This window comes from Streptomyces nanhaiensis (assembly GCF_046614825.1).
Taxonomy (GTDB): Bacteria; Actinomycetota; Actinomycetes; order Streptomycetales; family Streptomycetaceae; genus Streptomyces; species Streptomyces radiopugnans.
Genome location: NZ_JBKJFM010000005.1, coordinates 62,420 through 81,449 on the forward strand (window position 1 = coordinate 62,420; position 19,030 = coordinate 81,449).

15 protein-coding genes are annotated in these 19,030 nt (G+C 72.5%); 5 read left to right on the forward strand and 10 right to left on the reverse strand.

What is annotated here, in order from left to right; translation table 11 throughout:
• Positions 1 to 136: 136 nt before the first annotated feature.
• Complete coding sequence (locus tag ACLIYP_RS03010; RefSeq protein ID WP_412711571.1) at positions 137 to 1,963, reverse strand: acyl-CoA dehydrogenase; 1,827 nt, start codon at positions 1,961 to 1,963, stop codon at positions 137 to 139.
• Positions 1,964 to 2,183: 220 nt separating this feature from the next.
• Between ACLIYP_RS03010 and ACLIYP_RS03015 the strand changes: the two genes are divergently transcribed.
• The gene (locus tag ACLIYP_RS03015; protein ID WP_412711572.1) at positions 2,184 to 2,741 is read left to right on the forward strand and encodes an SseB family protein; all 558 of its coding nucleotides are present in this window, start codon (positions 2,184 to 2,186) and stop codon (positions 2,739 to 2,741) included.
• A 146-nt stretch (positions 2,742 to 2,887) separates the two neighbouring features.
• The gene (locus ACLIYP_RS03020) at positions 2,888 to 3,841 is read left to right on the forward strand and encodes a pirin family protein (protein ID WP_412711573.1); all 954 of its coding nucleotides are present in this window, start codon (positions 2,888 to 2,890) and stop codon (positions 3,839 to 3,841) included.
• Between the two features lie 19 nt (positions 3,842 to 3,860).
• Here the strand turns inward: ACLIYP_RS03020 and ACLIYP_RS03025 are convergent, their stop codons facing one another.
• Positions 3,861 to 6,125, reverse strand: a complete 2,265-nt coding sequence (locus tag ACLIYP_RS03025; protein ID WP_412711574.1) for a SpoIIE family protein phosphatase — start codon at positions 6,123 to 6,125, stop codon at positions 3,861 to 3,863.
• A gap of 140 nt (positions 6,126 to 6,265) precedes the next feature.
• On the opposite strand from ACLIYP_RS03025, the gene aspS reads away from it, so the two are divergent.
• Complete coding sequence (gene aspS, locus ACLIYP_RS03030; RefSeq protein WP_412711632.1) at positions 6,266 to 8,041, forward strand: aspartate--tRNA ligase; 1,776 nt, start codon at positions 6,266 to 6,268, stop codon at positions 8,039 to 8,041.
• Positions 8,042 to 8,120: 79 nt separating this feature from the next.
• Here aspS and ACLIYP_RS03035 read toward each other — a convergent pair whose 3' ends face one another.
• Entirely contained in the window at positions 8,121 to 9,359 is a 1,239-nt protein-coding gene (locus ACLIYP_RS03035) for a phospholipase D-like domain-containing protein (protein ID WP_412711575.1), read from the reverse strand.
• Between the two features lie 78 nt (positions 9,360 to 9,437).
• Positions 9,438 to 11,702, reverse strand: a complete 2,265-nt coding sequence (locus ACLIYP_RS03040) for an NACHT domain-containing protein (protein ID WP_412711576.1) — start codon at positions 11,700 to 11,702, stop codon at positions 9,438 to 9,440.
• A 205-nt stretch (positions 11,703 to 11,907) separates the two neighbouring features.
• On the opposite strand from ACLIYP_RS03040, the gene ACLIYP_RS03045 reads away from it, so the two are divergent.
• Positions 11,908 to 12,150: a DUF6411 family protein gene (locus tag ACLIYP_RS03045; RefSeq protein ID WP_412711577.1), complete on the forward strand. Its 243-nt coding sequence runs from the start codon at positions 11,908 to 11,910 to the stop codon at positions 12,148 to 12,150.
• A 96-nt stretch (positions 12,151 to 12,246) separates the two neighbouring features.
• Positions 12,247 to 12,405: a hypothetical protein gene (locus ACLIYP_RS03050; RefSeq protein WP_412711578.1), complete on the forward strand. Its 159-nt coding sequence runs from the start codon at positions 12,247 to 12,249 to the stop codon at positions 12,403 to 12,405.
• Between the two features lie 324 nt (positions 12,406 to 12,729).
• Here ACLIYP_RS03050 and ACLIYP_RS03055 read toward each other — a convergent pair whose 3' ends face one another.
• The 6 genes from ACLIYP_RS03055 to ACLIYP_RS03080 form a co-directional block, all read right to left on the reverse strand.
• A complete protein-coding gene (locus ACLIYP_RS03055; RefSeq protein WP_412711579.1) occupies positions 12,730 to 14,958 on the reverse strand; it encodes an MMPL family transporter in 2,229 nt (742 codons plus the stop codon).
• A 128-nt stretch (positions 14,959 to 15,086) separates the two neighbouring features.
• A complete protein-coding gene (locus ACLIYP_RS03060) occupies positions 15,087 to 15,686 on the reverse strand; it encodes a TetR/AcrR family transcriptional regulator (RefSeq protein ID WP_412711580.1) in 600 nt (199 codons plus the stop codon).
• Positions 15,687 to 15,804: 118 nt separating this feature from the next.
• A complete protein-coding gene (locus ACLIYP_RS03065; protein WP_412711581.1) occupies positions 15,805 to 16,680 on the reverse strand; it encodes a TIGR02452 family protein in 876 nt (291 codons plus the stop codon).
• A gap of 236 nt (positions 16,681 to 16,916) precedes the next feature.
• Complete coding sequence (locus ACLIYP_RS03070; protein WP_412711582.1) at positions 16,917 to 17,606, reverse strand: hypothetical protein; 690 nt, start codon at positions 17,604 to 17,606, stop codon at positions 16,917 to 16,919.
• A gap of 74 nt (positions 17,607 to 17,680) precedes the next feature.
• On the reverse strand, positions 17,681 to 17,878 hold the full coding sequence (locus tag ACLIYP_RS03075; protein ID WP_412711583.1) for a hypothetical protein: 198 nt from the start codon (positions 17,876 to 17,878) through the stop codon (positions 17,681 to 17,683).
• Positions 17,879 to 18,104: 226 nt separating this feature from the next.
• The gene (locus tag ACLIYP_RS03080) at positions 18,105 to 18,989 is read right to left on the reverse strand and encodes an NAD(P)-dependent oxidoreductase (protein WP_412711584.1); all 885 of its coding nucleotides are present in this window, start codon (positions 18,987 to 18,989) and stop codon (positions 18,105 to 18,107) included.
• Between the last annotated feature and the right edge of the window lie 41 nt (positions 18,990 to 19,030).

Genomic DNA, 19,030 nt, shown 5'->3' on the forward strand with positions numbered 1-19,030 from the left:
GACCTGGGAACGGGGCCACCGCCCGCCCGGCGTCCGCCCGCCCCCGAGGGCGGGCGGACGCCGGGTGCCGTGCGGAGCGGCGGGCCGGCCGGGAGGCCCGGCCGGCCCGCCGCTCACGGATCCGGCCGGGACCCGCTCAGAAGGCGGCCTCGTCCAGCTCCATCACCGACAGGTCGGTGGCCTCGGCGATCTGACGCTCGACGCCGACGCCCGGCAGGATGTTCGCGGCGAAGAACTTCGCGGCGGCGATCTTGCCCTCGTAGAACGCCCTGTCCTTGGCGGAGGCGCCCGGCAGCTTGTCGGCGGCCACGGCGGCGCCCTTGAGGAGCAGGTAGCCGACGACGACGTCGCCGGAGGCCATCAGCAGGCGGGTGGTGTTCAGGCCGACCTTGTAGATGGACTTGACGTCCTTCTCGGTGGCGGCCAGGTCGGTCAGCATGGTGCCGACGATGGCCTCCAGGTCGCCCGCCGCCTTGGCGAGCTGGTCGCGGGCGCCGGCCAGGTCCTCGCCGCCGGCGGCCTCGGCCAGGAACTTCTTGATCTCCTCGGACAGGGCGGTCAGCGCCTGGCCCTGGTCGCGGACGATCTTGCGGAAGAAGTAGTCCTGGCCCTGGATCGCGGTGGTGCCCTCGTAGAGGGTGTCGATCTTGGCGTCCCGGATGTACTGCTCGACCGGGTACTCCTGCAGGTAGCCGGAGCCGCCGAAGGTCTGCAGCGACTGGGCGAGCTGCTCGTAGGACTTCTCCGAGCCGTAGCCCTTGACGATCGGCAGCAGCAGGTCGTTCAGGCGCTTGGCGGCGGAGGCGTCCTCGCCGGCGGCCTCCTTGGCCAGGACCTCGTCCTGGACGGCGGCGGTGTAGAGCACCAGCGAGCGCATGCCCTCGGCGTACGCCTTCTGCGTCATCAGCGAGCGGCGCACGTCGGGGTGGTGGGTGATGGTGACGCGCGGGGCGGTCTTGTCCGTGAACTGGGCCAGGTCGGCGCCCTGGACGCGCTCCTTGGCGTACCCCAGCGCGTTGAGGTAGCCGGTGGACAGGGTGGCGATGGCCTTCGTGCCGACCATCATCCGCGCGAACTCGATGATCTTGAACATCTGGCGGATGCCGTCGTGCTTCTCGCCCATCAGCCAGCCCTTGGCCGGGTGGTTGGCGCCGAAGGTCATCTCGCAGGTGTTGGAGGCCTTCAGGCCCATCTTGTGCTCGACGTTGGTGGCGTAGACGCCGTTGCGCTCGCCGAGCTCGCCGGTGGACCAGTCGAAGTCGTACTTGGGCACGATGAACAGCGACAGGCCCTTGGTGCCCGGGCCGTGGCCCTCGGGGCGGGCGAGGACGAAGTGCACGATGTTCTCGGACATGTCGTGCTCACCGGAGGTGATGAAGCGCTTGACGCCCTCGATGTGCCAGGAGCCGTCCTCCTGCCTGATCGCCCTGGTGCGGCCGGCGCCCACGTCCGAGCCCGCGTCGGGCTCGGTGAGGACCATGGTGGAGCCCCACTGCTTCTCGGCCATCAGCCTGGCTATGTTCTTCTGCTCCTCGGTGCCCTCCTCGTGGAGGACGCCGGCGAAGGCGGGGCCGGACGCGTACATCCACACGGCCGGGTTGGAGCCGAGGATGGTCTCGGCGAAGGCCCACAGCAGGGAGCGCGGAACGGTGGTGCCGCCGATCTCCTCCGGGATGCCCAGCCGCCACCACTCGGCGTCCATGTACGCCTGGTAGCTCTTCTTGAAGGACTCGGGGACCGGCGCGGTGTTGGTCTCGGGGTCGAACACCGGCGGGTTGCGGTCGGCGTCCTCGTAGGAGGCGGCCAGCTCGTTCTCCGACAGGCGGGCGACCTCGGCCAGCACGCTCTTGGCGGTCTCGACGTCCATCTCCGCGAACGGGCCGGTGCCGTACACCGTGTCGCGGCCGAGTACCTCGAAGAGGTTGAACTCGATGTCGCGGAGATTCGACTTGTAGTGCCCCATGGCGACGGCTCCGTAGTGGATAGGGGGAGGAGACTCCTCCCTACGCGTACCAGAAAGTAGCTCTCATCATGCTACCCGCCGGTAATAAGAAGCAACCCGATCCGCGCGACTGTGACGGAACTCCCCGGCGCCGGGCCGCCTCCCCCGGCCCCGGGGCTCCCGGCCGGGAACGGCCCACCGAGGGGCGGGAGCGGGCCCCGGAATCGGTACGCTTGCGCCCATGTACGGCTACGACCAGACCGGAAACGCGGGGCACGCGGGGCAGCACGCCGGTCACGGCGGCCACGCCGGCCATCCGGGGCACCCCGGCCACCCCGGGCACGGCGCGCACGCCGGGCAGCACGCCGGACAGCACTACGGGCAGCAGCCGCCGCCGCAGGCCGGCTACGGCCAGCAGCAGCCGCTCTACCCGGAGCCGTCGCCGCCGTCGCTGGCCGAGGCCGTACGGGCCTTCACCACCGGGGTGATGACCCCCGAGGACTTCCAGGCGGTCTTCGCCACGTCGAAGGTGTACTGCCCGCGCGGCGACACCCCGGGCTTCCTGGCGCTGCACAACACCCAGCAGCCGGTGATCCCGATGTTCACCACGCTCAAGGAGCTGCGCGCCTACGCGGGCAAGGAGTCGAAGTACTTCGTGATCACCGGCGCGGAGGTGCTCGACCTGCTGCCGTCGGGCTACGGCTTCGTGCTGGACATGGAGGGCGACCACCGGATCGTCTTCGACGCCAAGGCGGTCGAGGAGATGGTCGACTTCGCGATGCGCCGGATGTACGGCTGAGCCTTCCGCGGCGCGGCCCGGGTGCCGCCGGCGGCACCCGGGGGCGCGCGGGGAGTGGAAGGTCACACCGCCCGCGTCCCGCGATCCTGGCGTTCTGTTGAACGTTGAAATACTCTGGACCTCCCAGGCTTCCCGAGGAGGTCCAGATGCCGGCGATCACCGCTGAGAACCCGCTCGTACTCCCCCGTGTCACCGCTCCCGCGGACACCCGCCCCCGCCGCGTCCTGCACGTGGCCACGGCTCCCTCCGGCTTCGAGGGCGAGGGCTTCCCGGTGCGCCGGGCGTTCGCCGGGATCGACTACAGGTACCTGGACCCGTTCATCATGATGGACCAGATGGGCGAGGTGGACTACGAGGCCGGCGAGCCGAAGGGGACCCCCTGGCACCCGCACCGGGGCTTCGAGACCGTCACCTACATCATCGACGGCACGTTCGTCCACCGGGACTCCCACGGCGGCGGCGGCACCATCGCCGACGGCGACACCCAGTGGATGACCGCGGGCTCCGGCCTCCTGCACATCGAGACCCCGCCCGAGGAACTGGTCGTCTCCGGCGGCCTCTTCCACGGCCTGCAGCTGTGGGTCAACCTGCCGGCCAGGGACAAGATGACCGATCCCCGGTACCAGGACATCCGCGGCGGCAGCGTCAGGCTGCTGGCGTCGGGCGACGGCGGCGCGCTCCTGCGCGTCATCGCCGGGGAGCTGGACGGCCACCAGGGCCCGGGCGTCACGCACACCCCGATCACGATGATCCACGCATCGGTCAGCCCCGGCGCCGAGATCACGCTCCCCTGGCGGCCGGACTTCAACGCCCTCGCGTACGGCCTCGCGGGCCAGGGCTCCGCGGGCGCGGAGAGGCGGCCCTTCGGCATGGGCCAGTCGGTCGTCTTCGGCGACGGCGGCGCGCTCACCGTCCGCGCCGCCGAGGAGCAGGACTCCCGCAGCGCGAACTTCGAGGTGGTCCTGCTCGGCGGCCTGCCGATCCGTGAGCCGATGGCCCACTACGGCCCGTTCGTGATGAACAGCCACGCCGAACTGGTCCAGGCGTTCGACGACTTCAAGGCGGGGCGGCTGGGGGCGATCCCGGCCGACGCCAACTGACGAGGCCGCGGCCGCGCCCTCACGCGGCCGCGGCCTCGTCCGCCTCGTCCGCCTCGTGGAGCTCGAACCAGATGCTCTTCCCCGCGCCCCGGGGCTCCACCCCCCACGAGTGCGCCAGCATCTCCAGCAGCAGCAGACCGCGTCCGCGGGAGGCCAGCTCGCCTGGGTGGCGCATGTGGGGCAGCTCGTCGCTGGAGTCCGCGACCTCCACGCGCAGCCGCCGCGAGCCGGGCTCGCCCTCCAGCTCGGCGGAGAGCGTGGCGTCCCACTCGGTGTGGACCAGGGCGTTGGTCAGCAGCTCCGACAGCAGCAGGACGGCGCCCTCCACCTGGTCCTCCACCGCCCAGTCGAACAGCAGCTCGCGCAGCTGGTGGCGGGCGTCGGCGATCCGTACCTGCTCGGACTGGGACACCGACATCACCAGACGGCGCACCAGGGGCCGCGGTCGCGCCTCGGGGGCGCCGCCCTCGCGGCTCAGCAGCAGCAGCGCGATGTCGTCCTCGCGCCCGCCCGCGCGCGGTTCCATGCCGTGCCCGGTGCCGGTCATGTGGCGGGCCGGAGCACCCTGCATCGCGCGGATCAGCGTGTCGGCGAGGTCCTCCGGCGGTCCTCCGTACTGCCCCAGGACCTTGCGCAGCCGCTCCCATCCGGCGTCGTAGTCCAGGCCGCCGGCCTCGATGAGCCCGTCGGTGCACATCAGCAGCGTCTCGCCCCGGCCCAGCACCACCCGGGTGATGGGGTAGTCGGCGTCCATGACGATCCCCAGCGGCGGCCCGGCCGTCACCGAGCAGGTCAGCACCGCGCCGTCGGCCAGGCGGATCGCCGGGTCGGGGTGGCCCGCGCGGGCGATGTCGAGCGCGCCGTCCGGATCGGCCTCCACGTACAGGCAGGTGGCGAAGCGGTGGTCGTCGGCGGCGTCCGCCCCCTCGTGGCCGCTGCCGGGCTCGGGCAGGTCGCCGGTCTCCATCCCGGCCAGGAAGCGGTTGGCGCGGGTGAGCACCGCGTCGGGCCGGTGCCCCTCCGCGGCGTAGGCGCGCAGCGCGATCCGCAGTTGCGTCATGACCCCCGCGGCGCGTACGTCGTGCCCCTGCACGTCGCCGATCACCAGTGCGGTGCGGCCGGACGGCAGCGGGATCACGTCGTACCAGTCGCCCCCGACCTGGAGGCCGCCGCCGACCGGCAGGTACCGGCTGACCACCGTCATGCCCGGGACGGCGGTGCGGTGGGCGGGCCGCATGGTGCGCTGGAGGCTGTCGGCCAGCTCCCGCTTGGACTCCTGTACGTACACCCGCGACAGGGCCTGCGCCAGCATCCGCGCCACCGACACCAGCAGGTGTCGCTCGTCGGGGGTGAACGCGACGGGGGTGTCGAAGGCGAGCAGCCAGGCGCCGATCGTCCGGCCGCCCACGATCAGCGGCAGATAGGCCCAGGCCCGGCGGCCGTAGCCCTCGACCAGGTGCCAGACGGCGGGAAAGCGGCGGCGGTAGTCGTCGGGTGAGGACAGGTAGACGGCCCGGCCGGTGCGGACGGCCACGCTGCCGGGGTAGTCGCTCTCCAGCGTCGTCTCGCCGAAGGCCTGCTGCCGGCCCACGTCCGGCCCGTAGTAGCCGATCGGGGTCAGCCGGTCGCCCTTGACGCCGTAGATGACCAGGGAGGAGGGAGCGAGGCCGGGCAGCGACATCTGGGCCACCACCCGCAGCACCTCCTGCGTGGTCTGGGCCTCGGCCAGCGCCTTCCCCACGTCCAGCAGGAACGCCTCGCGCGAGTGCCGCCACTCGGCGGCGGCCGGGATCTGGGTGGCGGGGGACCGCACCGCGGGGGTGGCCGCGCCCGGCGGCCGCTCGGAGGTGATCTCCACCGGATACGTCTCCAGGGGGATCTCCGCGACGTCCCGGCCGGTCCCGCCGGGGCCGGCCGGCCAGGGTGCCTCGGTCAGCAGGCCGTACAGCACGAAGGACTGGCCCGGCTCCGTTCCCATCAGGGTCTGCCCGGCCAGGGCCAGCCGGTTGCGCACGATCCGCAGGACGGTGCCGTCCGGCGCCACCACCCGCTGCAGCGCCTCCGCGATCGTGCCCTCGGCGATGGCGAGGGCGGCGACGTTGGCCAGTTCGGCGTAGTCGAGTGCGTGGAAGCGGGAGCGCAGGGCGCCCTCGGTCAGGACGGTCTCCTCGGCGGGCAGGCCCAGCAGCCGGGCGGCGGCGGCGTCCAGTGTGATGACGCCGGCCGTGTTGTCCCAGCGCCACAGGCCGACTCCGTTGGCCGCGAGAATGTCCTCGGTGTGCACTTTTCCACCTTATGTGGTCATTCCCGGGGGCACCCGGCGGAAGGCGGGCCGGACGGTAGTCTGTGGGGCGTGTGCGCCCCCTCGCCGACGAGCGGCCGGCGGCCCGACACCACCCGACAACCTGACGACTTGGACGAATGATGCATCGGTACCGGTCCCACACCTGCGGCGAGCTCCGTGCCGCGGACATCGACACGGATGTCCGCCTCTCCGGCTGGCTGCACAATCGGCGGAACCTGGGCGGCATCCTCTTCATCGATCTCCGCGACCACCACGGGATCGTCCAGCTCGTCGTCCGTCCCGACACCGCCCCCTACGAGGCGCTCAGCTCGATCTCCAAGGAGTCCGTCGTCCGCGTCGACGGCCGGGTCGTCGCCCGCGGCGAGGAGAACGTCAACCCCGAGCTGCCCACCGGCGAGATCGAGGTCGAGGTCGCCGAGGTCGAGGTGCTGGGCGGCGCCGACCCGCTGCCGTTCACCATCAACACCGAGGACGGCGTCAACGAGGAGCGGCGCCTGGAGTACCGCTTCCTCGACCTGCGCAAGGAGCGCATGCACCGCAACATCATGCTGCGCTCGGCGGTCATCTCCACCATCCGGCAGGAGATGACGGCGCTCGGCTTCAACGAGCTGGCCACCCCGATCCTGTCGGCCACCTCCCCCGAGGGCGCGCGCGACTTCCTGGTGCCCTCCCGGCTGCACGCGGGCAAGTTCTACGCGCTGCCGCAGGCCCCGCAGCAGTTCAAGCAGCTGCTGATGATCGCGGGCTTCGACCGCTACTTCCAGATCGCGCCCTGCTTCCGCGACGAGGACGCCCGCGCCGACCGCTCGCCGGGCGAGTTCTACCAGCTCGACATGGAGATGAGCTTCGTCGAGCAGGAGGACGTCTTCGGCGTCATCGAGAAGGTCATGACCGACCTCTTCGAGAAGTTCGGCAACGGGCGCCACGTCACCTCGCCCTTCCCGCGCATCCCCTTCCGCGAGGCGATGCTCAAGTACGGCAGCGACAAGCCGGACCTGCGCGTGGGGCTCGAACTGGCCGACGTCTCGGACGTCTTCGCCGGCTCGGGGTTCAAGGCGTTCGCGGGCAGGCACGTACGCGCCCTGGCCGTGCCCGGCACCGCCGACCAGCCGCGCAAGTTCTTCGACCAGATGGGCGAGTTCGCCGTCTCGCAGGGCGCCAAGGGCCTGGCCTGGGTGCGCGTGGGGGACGACGGGAAGCTGACCGGCCCGATCGCCAAGTTCCTCACCGAGGAGAACGTCTCCGCGCTGCTGTCCCGCCTGGACGCCGGACCGGGCACGGCCGTCTTCTTCGGCGCGGGGGAGTTCGACGAGGTCTCCAAGATCATGGGCGCGGTCCGCGTCGAGGCCGGGCGCCGTACCGGCCACTTCGAGGAGGACGTCTTCCGCTTCTGCTGGATCGTCGACTTCCCGATGTTCGAGAGGAACGAGGACACCGGGCAGATCGAGTTCTCCCACAACCCGTTCTCCATGCCGCAGGGCGGCCTGGAGGCGCTGGAGACCAAGGACCCGCTGGACATCCTGGCCTGGCAGTACGACATCGTCTGCAACGGCGTCGAGCTGTCCTCCGGAGCGATCCGGAACCACGAGCCGGAGATCATGTACAAGGCCTTCGAGATCGCCGGCTACAGCCGCGAGGAGGTCGAGCGCGAGTTCGGCGGCATGCTGCGCGCCTTCCACTTCGGCGCCCCGCCGCACGGCGGCATCGCCCCGGGCATCGACCGCATCGTGATGCTGCTGGCCGACGAGCCCAACATCCGCGAGACCATCGCCTTCCCGCTCAACGGCAACGCCCAGGACCTGCTCATGGGCGCCCCGAGCGAGGTCGACGAGGCCCGGCTGAGGGAACTGCACCTGTCGCTGCGCAAGCCGCCGCAGGTCAAGCAGGCCGACTGACGGGCACATGGGCCGTACGGACGGGCCGGGACCGCACCGCGGTCCCGGCCCGTCCGCGCGTGGCGCGGGAAGCGGCGTCCTACAGGAAGCGGCGGATCGGCATGACTGCGGCCTCCCGCACCCGCTGCACGGTCGGCCGCCTGCGCCAGCGGGCGCCCACGATGCGTACGCTCCGGCCCAGGTCCGCGTCGTAGTCCCGGTCCAGCCCCGCGGTGAACTCCTCGTCCAGGACGACGAGCATGACCTCCTCGTCGTGGTCCATCGAGCGCCGGTTGAGATTGGTGGAGCCCACCAGCGAGGCGATCCCGTCCACCGTCACGATCTTGGCGTGCATCATCGTCGGCTGGAAGTGCCAGATCCGCACCCCGCACGCCAGCAGCTCCTCGTAGTGGTTCTGCCCGGAGAGCTGGGAGGCCCGCTGGTCCGTGTGCGGGCCGGGCAGCAGCAGCTCCACCTCCACCCCGCGGCGCGCGGTGGCGCACAGCATCTCGACGAAGTACGGGTCGGGCGCGAAGTACGCCGTGGCCAGCCGTACGCGCTCCCGGGCCGTCTCCAGCACCACCCGCAGCAGCGTCTGCATGTCCTGCCAGCCGAAGCTGGCCGAACCGCGCACCACCTGCACCACGGAGTCCCCCTGCGGCTCGTGCTCGACGAAGCGGTCCCGCTCGTCGAACAGCACCTCCGCGCACTCCGCCCAGTTCTGGGCGAACGCGGCGGCGACGCCGTCCACGGCGGGGCCGCGCACCCGCACATGGGTGTCGCGCCACTCCGTGGCGTCACGGGCGTCGCCGCACCACTCCTCTGCGATGCCCACCCCGCCGGTGAAGGCCGTCCGCTCGTCCACCACCAGCACCTTGCGGTGGCAGCGGTGGTTCTGCTTCAGCGGGGAGAGCCACAGCGGCTTGCGGAACCAGGCCACCTGCACCCCGGCCTCGTCCATCATCTCCAGCAGGTCGCCCTCGATCAGCCGGCTGCCGAAGCCGTCCAGCAGCAGCCGCACCCGCACCCCGGCGCGGGCGCGTTCGGCCATGGCGTGGGCGAACTCGCGGGCGATCTCGCCGCGCCAGTACACGAACGTCATCATGTCGACGGTGTGCTCGGCGGCCCGGATGCTCTCCAGCATCGCGGGGAAGATCTCGTCCCCGTTGCGCAGCGCCGCCACCTCGTTCCCCTCGGTGGCGGCGATCCCGATCAACCGCTCCAGCCGCCGCCGCAGCCGCCGCTTGCGCTCCTCCGCCTCGTCGCTCGTGGCCTCGTCGCTCGTGGCCTCGTCGCTCGTGGCCCCGCCGTCCACGGCCCCGTCGTTCACGACGCCCATAGCCCCTTCCTCCCGGGCTCCCGTACTTCCGCCGAATCGAAAATCCTCTCGGTCCGCTTATGCCCACCGATCCGCTTCTCACAGGTCGCTTCCGGAGCCGTGGTCCCGGCTTCTTCCGTCCGGCCGGAGGCCGGGCGGGTGGGGCCGGGCGGCGAGGTGCTCCAGCAGCTCCTGGTGACGGAACTGGTAGGCGCCCCCGGCGGCGCGCAGCACTCCGATCTCGTAGCAGTGGTGGAGCAGCTTCCCCAGCCGCCACGGAAGCCTCCGCCGTGTGCACAGCAGAAGCGAAACGTGGCGCAGCGTCGCCGGCCCGCCCAGCACGGCGCGCAGTCCCCGGGTGGCCGGGACGGTGTCCTTGAGCGACAGGAGGAAGCCCCATCCGATGACGATGACCAGCCCGAGGATCGCCATGGTGGGTATCAGGGCGGCGCCTCTGAACAGGAAGAACTGCTGGTAGTCGGGCAGCGTCAGGATCTCCACGCTCTCCAGCGCCCCGATGAGGGCGGCCGAGACCAGGCAGGCGGTCAGGTCGCCGCGCAGCGCGCCGCGCGGATCGCCGGCGGTGCGGTGCCGGGTGCCGAGCGTGAGGTAGAGCAGGCAGCCGAAGCCCACCCAGCCGGGTACGACCGGCCAGTAGACGATCTCCCCGGCGAGGTACGGGAACGTCCCGGAGCCGGACTGGCCGAGCCGCTCGTAGAAGAGGGCGCCGCCCACCCCGCCGGCGGCTCCGCCCACCACGGCGGCCGTCGCCGTGCGCCGGAGCCCGGAGGGCGTGGTGAGGGGCCGCAGGGACAACCGCGCCGGCTGCGGCCAGGCGACGGCGTAGGCGGCCGTGCCCGCCACGGCCACCCATGCCGCCGAGAAGGCGGCCAGGCTGTCGGTCGTGCTGTTGGAGCTGTCGGTCAGCAGGAAGGGCACCATGAACAGCAGGAGGACCAGTACGAAGAGCAGCCCGCTGACGACACGGGCCCTGCGGGGGCCGGCCAGCGGCCACAGCTCGTGGAGCACGATGTCCGTGCCCGACAGCCGGCGGCCCGCCACCGTGCGGGGCGCCGTGGCCGTGTTGCCGTGCAGATAGGCGGCCAGGACCGCCAGGTGACGCCATACGGCCGCCGGGTCCGGGCGCTTCCGGGGCCGCCGTCCCTCCCGCTCGGGCGGTGCGTTGACGGCGGCCTTGACGAAGCGGTCCAGCAGGTAGCCGTGGAGTTCGCCGCTCCCCGCCAGACGCACCAGGTCCTCCGGGTCGCGGAGGAACGCGCCGCTTGAGGGGTCGCGCTCCTCGTACACGACGGCCGCCAGCGTCAGCAGCCAGGGGGTGTCGAGGGCATCGGCCGGCACGGCGGGGGGCGAGGACGCGTCCAGCGCGTCCAGCAGGGGCTCCCAGCGGGCGAGGTTGCGCGCCGAGTAGCCGACCCTGGCCCGGAGGTAGGAACGGACGTCCCCGGCGGCCACCCGGGCGATCTCGATCCGCGTCGCCCCCTGGAGCTGGGCCTCCGCCGCGACCAGCGCCTCGTGGTGCGGGCGGCGGCAGGTGAGGACCACGGGGGCCTTCTCGCCCCGCCAGGGGTGGTCCTCGACGGCGCGCAGCAGCCGCGCGGCCCGGGAGTCGTAGCCGGGCCGCGCGGCTGCGTCCATCTCGTCCAGGCCGTCGACGACCGGCAGCACGAGGTTCGCGTCCACCACGGAGCGGGCCTCCCGGCGGGGCAGCCGGAACGCCTCGGTCAGATGGCGGACCAGCCAGTCCCGCACGGAGCCGCCGGGCCAGGAGGACGCGGACAGCCGGACCGGAACCGGCTCGCCGGGGGCGCGGTCCCGCGTCAGCCCGAGGATCAGCGCCACGGCGAGAACGGTCTTCCCCGTCCCGGCGTCCGCGGAGCCGTCACCGGCGGAGCCCGTGACGACCAGGCGGCCGGGGGAGAGGGAGCGGTAGTACGCGGCGATGTCCCGCATGCCGCCCCCGGCCTGTCCGCCCCCTTCCCCGCCGGAGGCGGCACCCGGCTCCGCGGCCCGGGTGAACCGCAGTTCGATCCTGGCGTTGAGGGCCTGGCGGTCGCCGCCGAGAAGCTGTTTGTACTGCCGGCCCTCCTCCGCCAGGACCGCCTCCGCCAGTTCCCCGGCGATCGTCGCCGCGGTCCGGTGTTCCCGCAACGCCCGGACGGCGGCCCACAGACCCCCCACCGCGAGGCCCACGCCGGCCAGCCCCGCGAGCAGGCCCGCGGTGTCCCCGGGGCTGCCGCTCCCCTCCCGCAGAGCACCGGCCATCCAGGCCACGGAGGCCAGGCACAGCAGCCCGCACAGCCAGGCCGCCGTGTAACTCACCGCGCGTCGCCAACTCGTCGTCACCTCCCCATCGTGTCCGGGGAGTCATGGCCCGTGGCCCACGGTGACCGAATCGTGAGCCGCCCGGACCGGGGACCGGGGACGGCTCCCCGGGGATGCCGGGCGCGAGTCGGGGCAGACGGACCGAACACACGGCTCCGGTGGTCCAGACGACACGGAGCGGTACGACCGGATGTGCGCCGGATGTGGAACGACGTGAGGAGCGACCGTGGTTGTGGCCGTTGTGATAGCCGCCTGCGTGGTCCTGGCCGTGCTGGCCTTCGTGGTGCCGCGCCTGTCCCGCCACCCCGAGCGCGGCACACAGCGCTCCCTGGGGCTGGGCGCCCGTGCGGGAGGCAAGGCACCCGGCCCCCTGGGGCGCTGGCTGAGCAAGCCGTTCCACAAGAGCTCCCGAGCGGTGGGCCGCAGCGGTTCCGCGGGCCGCCGCGCCCGCGGCCGGCTGCCGTTCTGACTCCTCGTTCCGTCGTGATCCGGCCTCCCGGGCGTGCACGCGCCCGGCTCGGCCACCGCAGCCCTTGACGTGGATTCCTCCGGAAGGGAGACCGCAGTGAGTTGGTACACCGACACCGCGCAGGGCGGCGAGCCCGCGCTCCTCGCCGACGGGGCGAGCCTCCCCGGCGGACTGACCATCGCCCTGGTGTTCCTCGCCATCGCGGCCGCCTGCCTGGCCGCCGCCTATCTGGTCAAGCGCAGCGCCCAGCGGTAGCGCGGGGGACGCGGTCGGTTAAGTCGGTTAAGGGGAGACGGGGCGTGGGCCCGTCCACCACCGGCCGCCGAAGTCCTTCGTGGCCACGAAGGACTTCGGCGGCCGGCCCGCCCCTTGACCGCGTCCCCGCTCCCACCGCGTCCCCGCCCCCGTACGCGACCGGGGCCCGGCAGCGGTGCCTCCCCCGTGGGAGGACCGCTGCCGGGCCCCGGATGCCGCACCGCTCCCCGTCCCCACGGGCCGGTGCGGCCGGGGCCGCCGCGCCTTCCGCTCACGCGGCGGCGGCCCCGGGTCGCGGCGGGTCCCGGCGGGACCCGGCCCGGCTCAGTCGCGCGCGGCCACCGGCTCGCGCTCGTCCGCCTTCGCCGCGGGGCCGCTCAGCTCGCGCTGGAGCCTCTCGCCCTCGACGTCGACGTTGGGCAGGGCCCTGTCCAGCCAGCGCGGCAGCCACCAGGCGGACTTGCCCAGCAGCGCGAGGACGGCCGGGACGACGGCCATGCGGATCACGAAGGCGTCGAAGAGGACGGCGACGGCCAGACCGAAGCCGATCATCTTGATCATCGACTCGGAGGAGCCGATGAACCCGGCGAAGACGCTGATCATGATCAGCGCGGCCGCGGTCACCACGCGCGCTCCCAGCTTGAAGCCGGTGACGACCGACTCGTGCGGGGTCTCGCCGTGGACGTGGGCCTCGCGCATCCGGGTCACGAGGAAGACCTCGTAGTCCATGGCCAGGCCGAAGACCAGGCCGATCATGAGGATCGGCGTCAGGCTCATGACCGGGCCGGTCTGCTCCACGCCGAAGACGTCGGCCAGCCAGCCCCACTGGAAGACCGCCACGACCGAGCCGAGGGCTGCGACCACCGAGAGCAGGAAGCCGAGCGCCGCCTTCAGCGGGACCAGGACCGAGCGGAAGACCACCGTCAGCAGCAGGAAGGCCAGGCCGACCACGAGGACCAGGTAGGGCAGCAGGGCGTCGTCCAGCTTCTGCGAGACGTCGATGGCCATGGCGGTCTGCCCGGTGACCAGGATGCTCGCGCCGGTGGCGTCGGCGATGCCGCCGGCCTGCCCGCGGATGTCGTGGACCAGGTCCTCGGTCGCGCCGCCGCTGGGCGCGGACTTCGGGACGACGGTGATCATCGCGGTGTCGCCGGCCTCGTTGAACGTGGCGGGCATGACGGCGGCGGCCCCGTCCAGGCCCTGGAGCCTCTCGGCGGTGGCCTTGGCGGCGGCTTGGGGGTCGTCGCTGTCCCGGGCGTCCACGGTCACGATCAGCGGGCCGTTGGTGCCGGGGCCGAAGCCCTCGGCGATCAGGTCGTAGGCGCGGCGCTGGGTGGTGCTGGTGGGCTGGGACCCGTCGTCGGGCAGGTTGAGCTGGAGGTCCTTGGCGGGGACGGCCAGCAGGCCGAGCCCGACGACGCTCACCAGCAGCACCGCGATCGGGCGGCGCAGCACGAAGCGCGCCCAGCGGGTGCCCGCGCCGTCCCTGGTCTCGACGGCCGCGCTCGCCCCGCCGTCCTTCGCGCCGTCCTTCGCACGGTGCTTGCGCGGCAGGACCCTCTGCCCGGCGAAGCCGAGCAGGGCGGGTATCAGCGTCAGCGCGACCAGCACGGCCAGGACGACCGAACCGCCGGCGGCCAGACCCATCTTGGTCAGGATCGGGATGTTGACCACCGACAGGCCGACCAGGGCGATGACGACGGTCAGACCGGCGAAGACCACCGCCGAGCCCGCCGTCCCCGTGGCGCGGCCGACCGCCTCCAGGGGCTCGCGGCCCTCGGCGAGTTCGGCGCGGTAGCGGGAGACGATGAACAGCGCGTAGTCGATGCCGACGGCCAGGCCGATCATCGTCGCCAGGATCGGGGTGGTGGTGTTGAGGTCCAGGGGCACGGTCACGGCGGTGATGACCGCGACGGTGACGCCGACGCCGACCAGGGCGGTGATCAGCGGCAGCCCGGCGGCGACCAGCGAGCCGAAGGTGATCAGCAGCACGATCGCGGCGATGGCCACGCCGATGACCTCGGCGGCGCCGGTGTGCGGGATCGCCGCCATCGCGTCGCCGCCGGTCTCCACCGTCAGTCCGGCCTCCCGGCCGTCCTCGGCGGCGGCCTTGAGCTCGTCGCGCGACTCCTCGGTCAGCTCGAAGCCGGAGACCTCGTAGCTGACCTGGGAGTAGGCGATGGTCTGGTCGGGGCTTACGGCGCGGGCCCGGAAGGGGTCGACGGCCTGCTGGACCTGCTCGCCCTTCGCCAGCTCGGCGACGACCTCGCCGACGGCCGCCTTGTTCTCCGGGTCGGTGATCTTCTCGCCGTCGGGGGCCTTGAAGACGACCCGGGCGGTGGCGCCGTCGGGACTGCTGCCGGGGAAACGATCCTCCAGCAGCTCGAACGCCTTCTGCGCCTCGGTGCCGGGAATGGTGATGTTGCTGGAGGCCGCCGACGACGCGGAGGCGGCGAAGCCGCCCGTGACCGCCAGCACCACCACCCACAACAGGGCGACCAGCCCGCGCCGCCGGAAGGCGAGGCGGCCGAGCCGGTACAGGAACGTGGCCATGAGAGTGAGGACTCCTGAGTCGGAGGAAGTGGTCGGAAGGAGGTGTTGGGTCTCGGAGGTGCCCGGAGGCGCTGGGAAGTGCCCGTAGGCGCCCGTAGGTGCCCGGAAGCGCCGTGGGACGGTGCCGGTCAGGAGATGCCGAGTGCCGGGAAGACCACCGCCCGCAGATAGCGCTCCATGTAGTCGGCGTCCGAGTCCCGGTTCTCGATCAGCCTGCGGGTGCTCAGCGCCCCGATGACCAGGTGCGGGACGAACTCGATCGCAGGGTTGTCCGGATCCAGCTCCCCGCGCTCGGCGGCCCTGCGCACCACGGTGTCGAGCGCGTCCAGGCCGGGCCGGATGTGCAGTTCGTACAGCGCCTGCCACAGCTCGGGGTCCTTGGAGACGGCGTGCGCCAGGCCGTTCAGCAGGGCGGTGTCCTCGCTGGCGTGGGAGATGAAGTCGCTCACCATCTGCCGGAGGTCGCCGGCCAGGGAGCCGGTGTCGATGTCCTCCGGGTGGCTCTTGCCCAGGTGGCGCAGGGCGGTGGCGACCAGCTTGGGCTTGCTCTCCCACTGCCGGTAGAGGGTGGCCTTGCTGGACTTGGTGCGCGCCGCGACCGCGTCCATGGTCAGCGCCTCGTAGCCGTGTTCGCGCACCAGGTCGACCACTGCCGTGAACAGCTCCAGCTCCCGCTCGGGGGTCAGCCGGGTGCGTCGGCCGGGTGCTGCGGCCGGCTGGTCGGTCATCCTGGCTCTCCAACGCAAACGAAACGGTTTCGTACAGCAGGAGTGTATGAGCCGACCGGGCGAAACGCAAAAGTATCGAAACGATCCGGTTTTCCCGGCCGGGCCGTCCCGCCCGGGACTACCCGGCGAGCCCGGCGAAGGCGCGGTGGAAGGCCGCCCGCGTCGGCGAGTCGGGGCGGCGGTCGAGGACGGCGAGGACGACGTGCGCGAAGCGCCCGGCGAACCGGCCGCCGTCCGCCAGGTGCGAACGGAACGCGCCCGCGACGACCGCCGGGTCGTTGCGGAACACCCCGCAGCCCCACGCCCCCAGCACGAGCCGCCGGTAGCCCTGCGCCGCGGCCACCTCCAGCACCCGCTCGGCGCGTACGCGCAGCGCGCCGGGGATGCGGCCCGCCTCCTCGGGGGCGCGCCGCGCGATGACGCCCGCGTTGGGCGCGGGCGAGGTGAGGAAACCGGCCTCGAACGGCTCCTCCAGCAACTCCCCGCGGTCGTCGCGGAAGACCGGCACACCGGGCGAGTGGATGACGCGGTCGCTGTAGAAGGGGCTGCGCTCGGCCCGGTGGTGCTCGTAGTACCCGGGGGCGCGCAGCAGGCAGACGTACAGCGCGGAGGCGCGGCACAGCGCCTCCTCCTGCGCCTGGGCCCCGTTGAGGTAGCCGCCGCCCGGGTTGCGCGCGGAGGCGAAGTTGAGGACGGCGACCGGACCGCCGCCGGAATCCGGGCCGCCGCCGGAACCGCCGGTGACCAGCCGGCGGGCGGCCTCCAGGCTGCTCTCCTCCGTCACCTCGAAGACGGTGGGCAGCCGTTCCCCGGTCCCGGGCTCGGCCCCGGTTCCGGGCACGGGCACCGGCTCGGGGCCGAACAGAGCGGTCCCCGCCACCGCCGCGGCGACGGCCCCGGCGATGGACACCTTCCGGCCGCCGGGAGCGGTGTACCGGCCCCGCTCGACGATCTCCTCGGTCTGCTTCGCGATGCCGCGCAGCCGTGCGCTCATGTCCACTCCCCGTTTCCCCCGTGCCCCGTGTCGTACGACGGACCGATGGTCGGCGACCGGCGGACCGGCGCGCAAAGGAATTCCGCGCGCCGGGCCTCGCACGTCCTCGCGCCCCGCTCACACGCCGAACAGCCCCCGGCACGGCTCCAGTCCCTCGACCTCGACCGGAACGGCACGGTGCGCCTCCCAGCCCTCCCGGCGTTCCGCCGGCCTGGTGGAGCCTCCCGGGAAACGGTCTACATGGACGCCGCCGGGGCCGCCCCTCGCGCGCCGGCGTCCGGCCCGGTCCGCAGCCCCGATCCGTAGGCGGCCACCACGGCGAACGCCCCCGTGAGCAGATACGCGGGCGCCGCGAACCACGCCCCGGCGTGCAGCGTCGCGCCGGGGCCGAGCGTGGTGGAGAGGACGAGGAGCGCGGAGACGTGGAGCGCGCACAGGGCGAGCGGGAAGACGACGGTGATGCCGTGGTGGACGGCGTACGCCCGCATCAGCAGGGCGACCGCCCCGGCCAGGACCACCACCGCCAGCACGGCGGACACCACCGCGTACAGCCGGAACCGCTGCACCTCGTACGGCTCCCAGTAGCTCTCCGGTTCGAGGAGGCTCCCGACGGCGGCCAGCACGAGGACGGCCGCGGCCAGCGCCGCCGCGCCGCAGGCCGCGAAGCGGGCGCGCGGGCCGCGCACGCCCGCCGTCACCGCCAGCAGGAGGGCGGCGACGGCGAACTGGGTGGTGTTGTTCACGTAGAACTGCGCGACGGGATGGACGAGGCCGGGGAGGTAGTCCTCCAGGTACGCGGCGTCGGCCCCCACGATCCGGTAGCCGTCGGGCCCCGTCGCCCAGGTCAGCGCCATGCCGACCATCACCGCCAGAGCCGATACGACCGCCCCGGCCAACCCCGCCCACCGCACTGCCCGCCCCGTCATGGCCCGCGACCCTAGCGCACCGGCGGCGTTCCTTGACCCGAACGTGCTCCTTGTTAAGACGAGTTGACGGAAGTTCAGGGAGTTTCGGCGGAGACGACGCTCCAGCGGCCGACCTCGCGGTGGCCGGAGTCGTGGACGGCCGAGCCGTCGCCGGGCCGCAGGCCGTAGTGGTGGAGATTGCCTCCCCAGTACCGCAGGATCCGGCCCAGCTCGCGGGCGGACTCATCGGCGGACGCCGCGTCGTCGATGTCGACTTCAAGGCGGAACTTCACGTCGGACCTCCTTGTCGTGATGCCTTCATTGAATTGTTTCGTTGAACTTCCCTGTGAGACTTTTCGGGCAGGATGCCCCTCTACCGCTCGATCGAAGTTCGGAAAGCCTCAAGAAGCCGTGAAGCCTCAAGATGTCGGCGTCCCGGGTGCGGAAGAGGCCGAGCGGGTCGGGGAGGGCCGGATAAGAGCCGTGGTGGTGCCGTGCGGAAGAGGCGGAGAAGAGTGCTTACGCCTCGGCCTTCTTCATCGACTCCACCAGGGCGGAGAAGCTGTCCGCGGCGTGGCCGGCGTCCATGCCGCGCCGGAAGAGTTCGACGACCGCGGCCGGGAGGGTGGTGTCGACGCCCGCGTCGGCGTTGGTGTGCAGGACGTGCTCGGCGCTGGCCGTCCCCATGGCCAGGCGGTCCACGTCGCCGGTGTGCCGGCCGGCGTCGATGCGTTCGGCGTAGAAGGCGAAGAACCCGGGAAGCGAGTTCGCGGTGTCGGTGGCGTGCGGCAGGATGTCGGCCGCTGTCAGGCCGTTCGCGTGGGCGAGGGCGATCGCCTGCCAGTAGCTCAGCATGGAGGTCCAGAACATGACCATGCCGATCTGGTAGAAGAGCGCGGCGAGCCCCGGGTCCTCCCCCCGGTACTCGGTCCGGCCGGTCACGACTTCGAGCACCGGACGGTGCTTGTCGAACACCTCCCGGGGACCGCTGTAGAAGGTCGACGAGGAGGGCTGCCCGATGCCGGAGGGCGGCACCGTGACCCCTCCGGTGAGCTGCACGGCGCCTCGCCCGGCCGCCCAGCGGGCGGCGGCCCGGGCCCGCTCGGGGGTGTCGGAGCTGAGGTTTACCAGGACCCGGCCGGACAGCGCCGTCGCGGCGGGCTCCAGCACGTCGTACACCGCGGCGTAGTCCGTGAGGCTGAGGATCACCACCTCGTTCGCGGCGAGGGCGTCCTCGACGCTCGGCGCGAGGACCGCACCACGGGCCGTCAGGGCGTCCGCGCGGGACGCGGTGCGGTTCCACAGGGTGACCGCGTATCCGCGGTCCAGGAAGGCCGCCGCCATGGCCTGCCCCATGGGGCCGAGCCCGATGACGGTGACCGACTGCTGCTCGGTGCTGCTCATGAAGATATCTCCATCCCTCACTAAAACGAGCGCTCTATTCA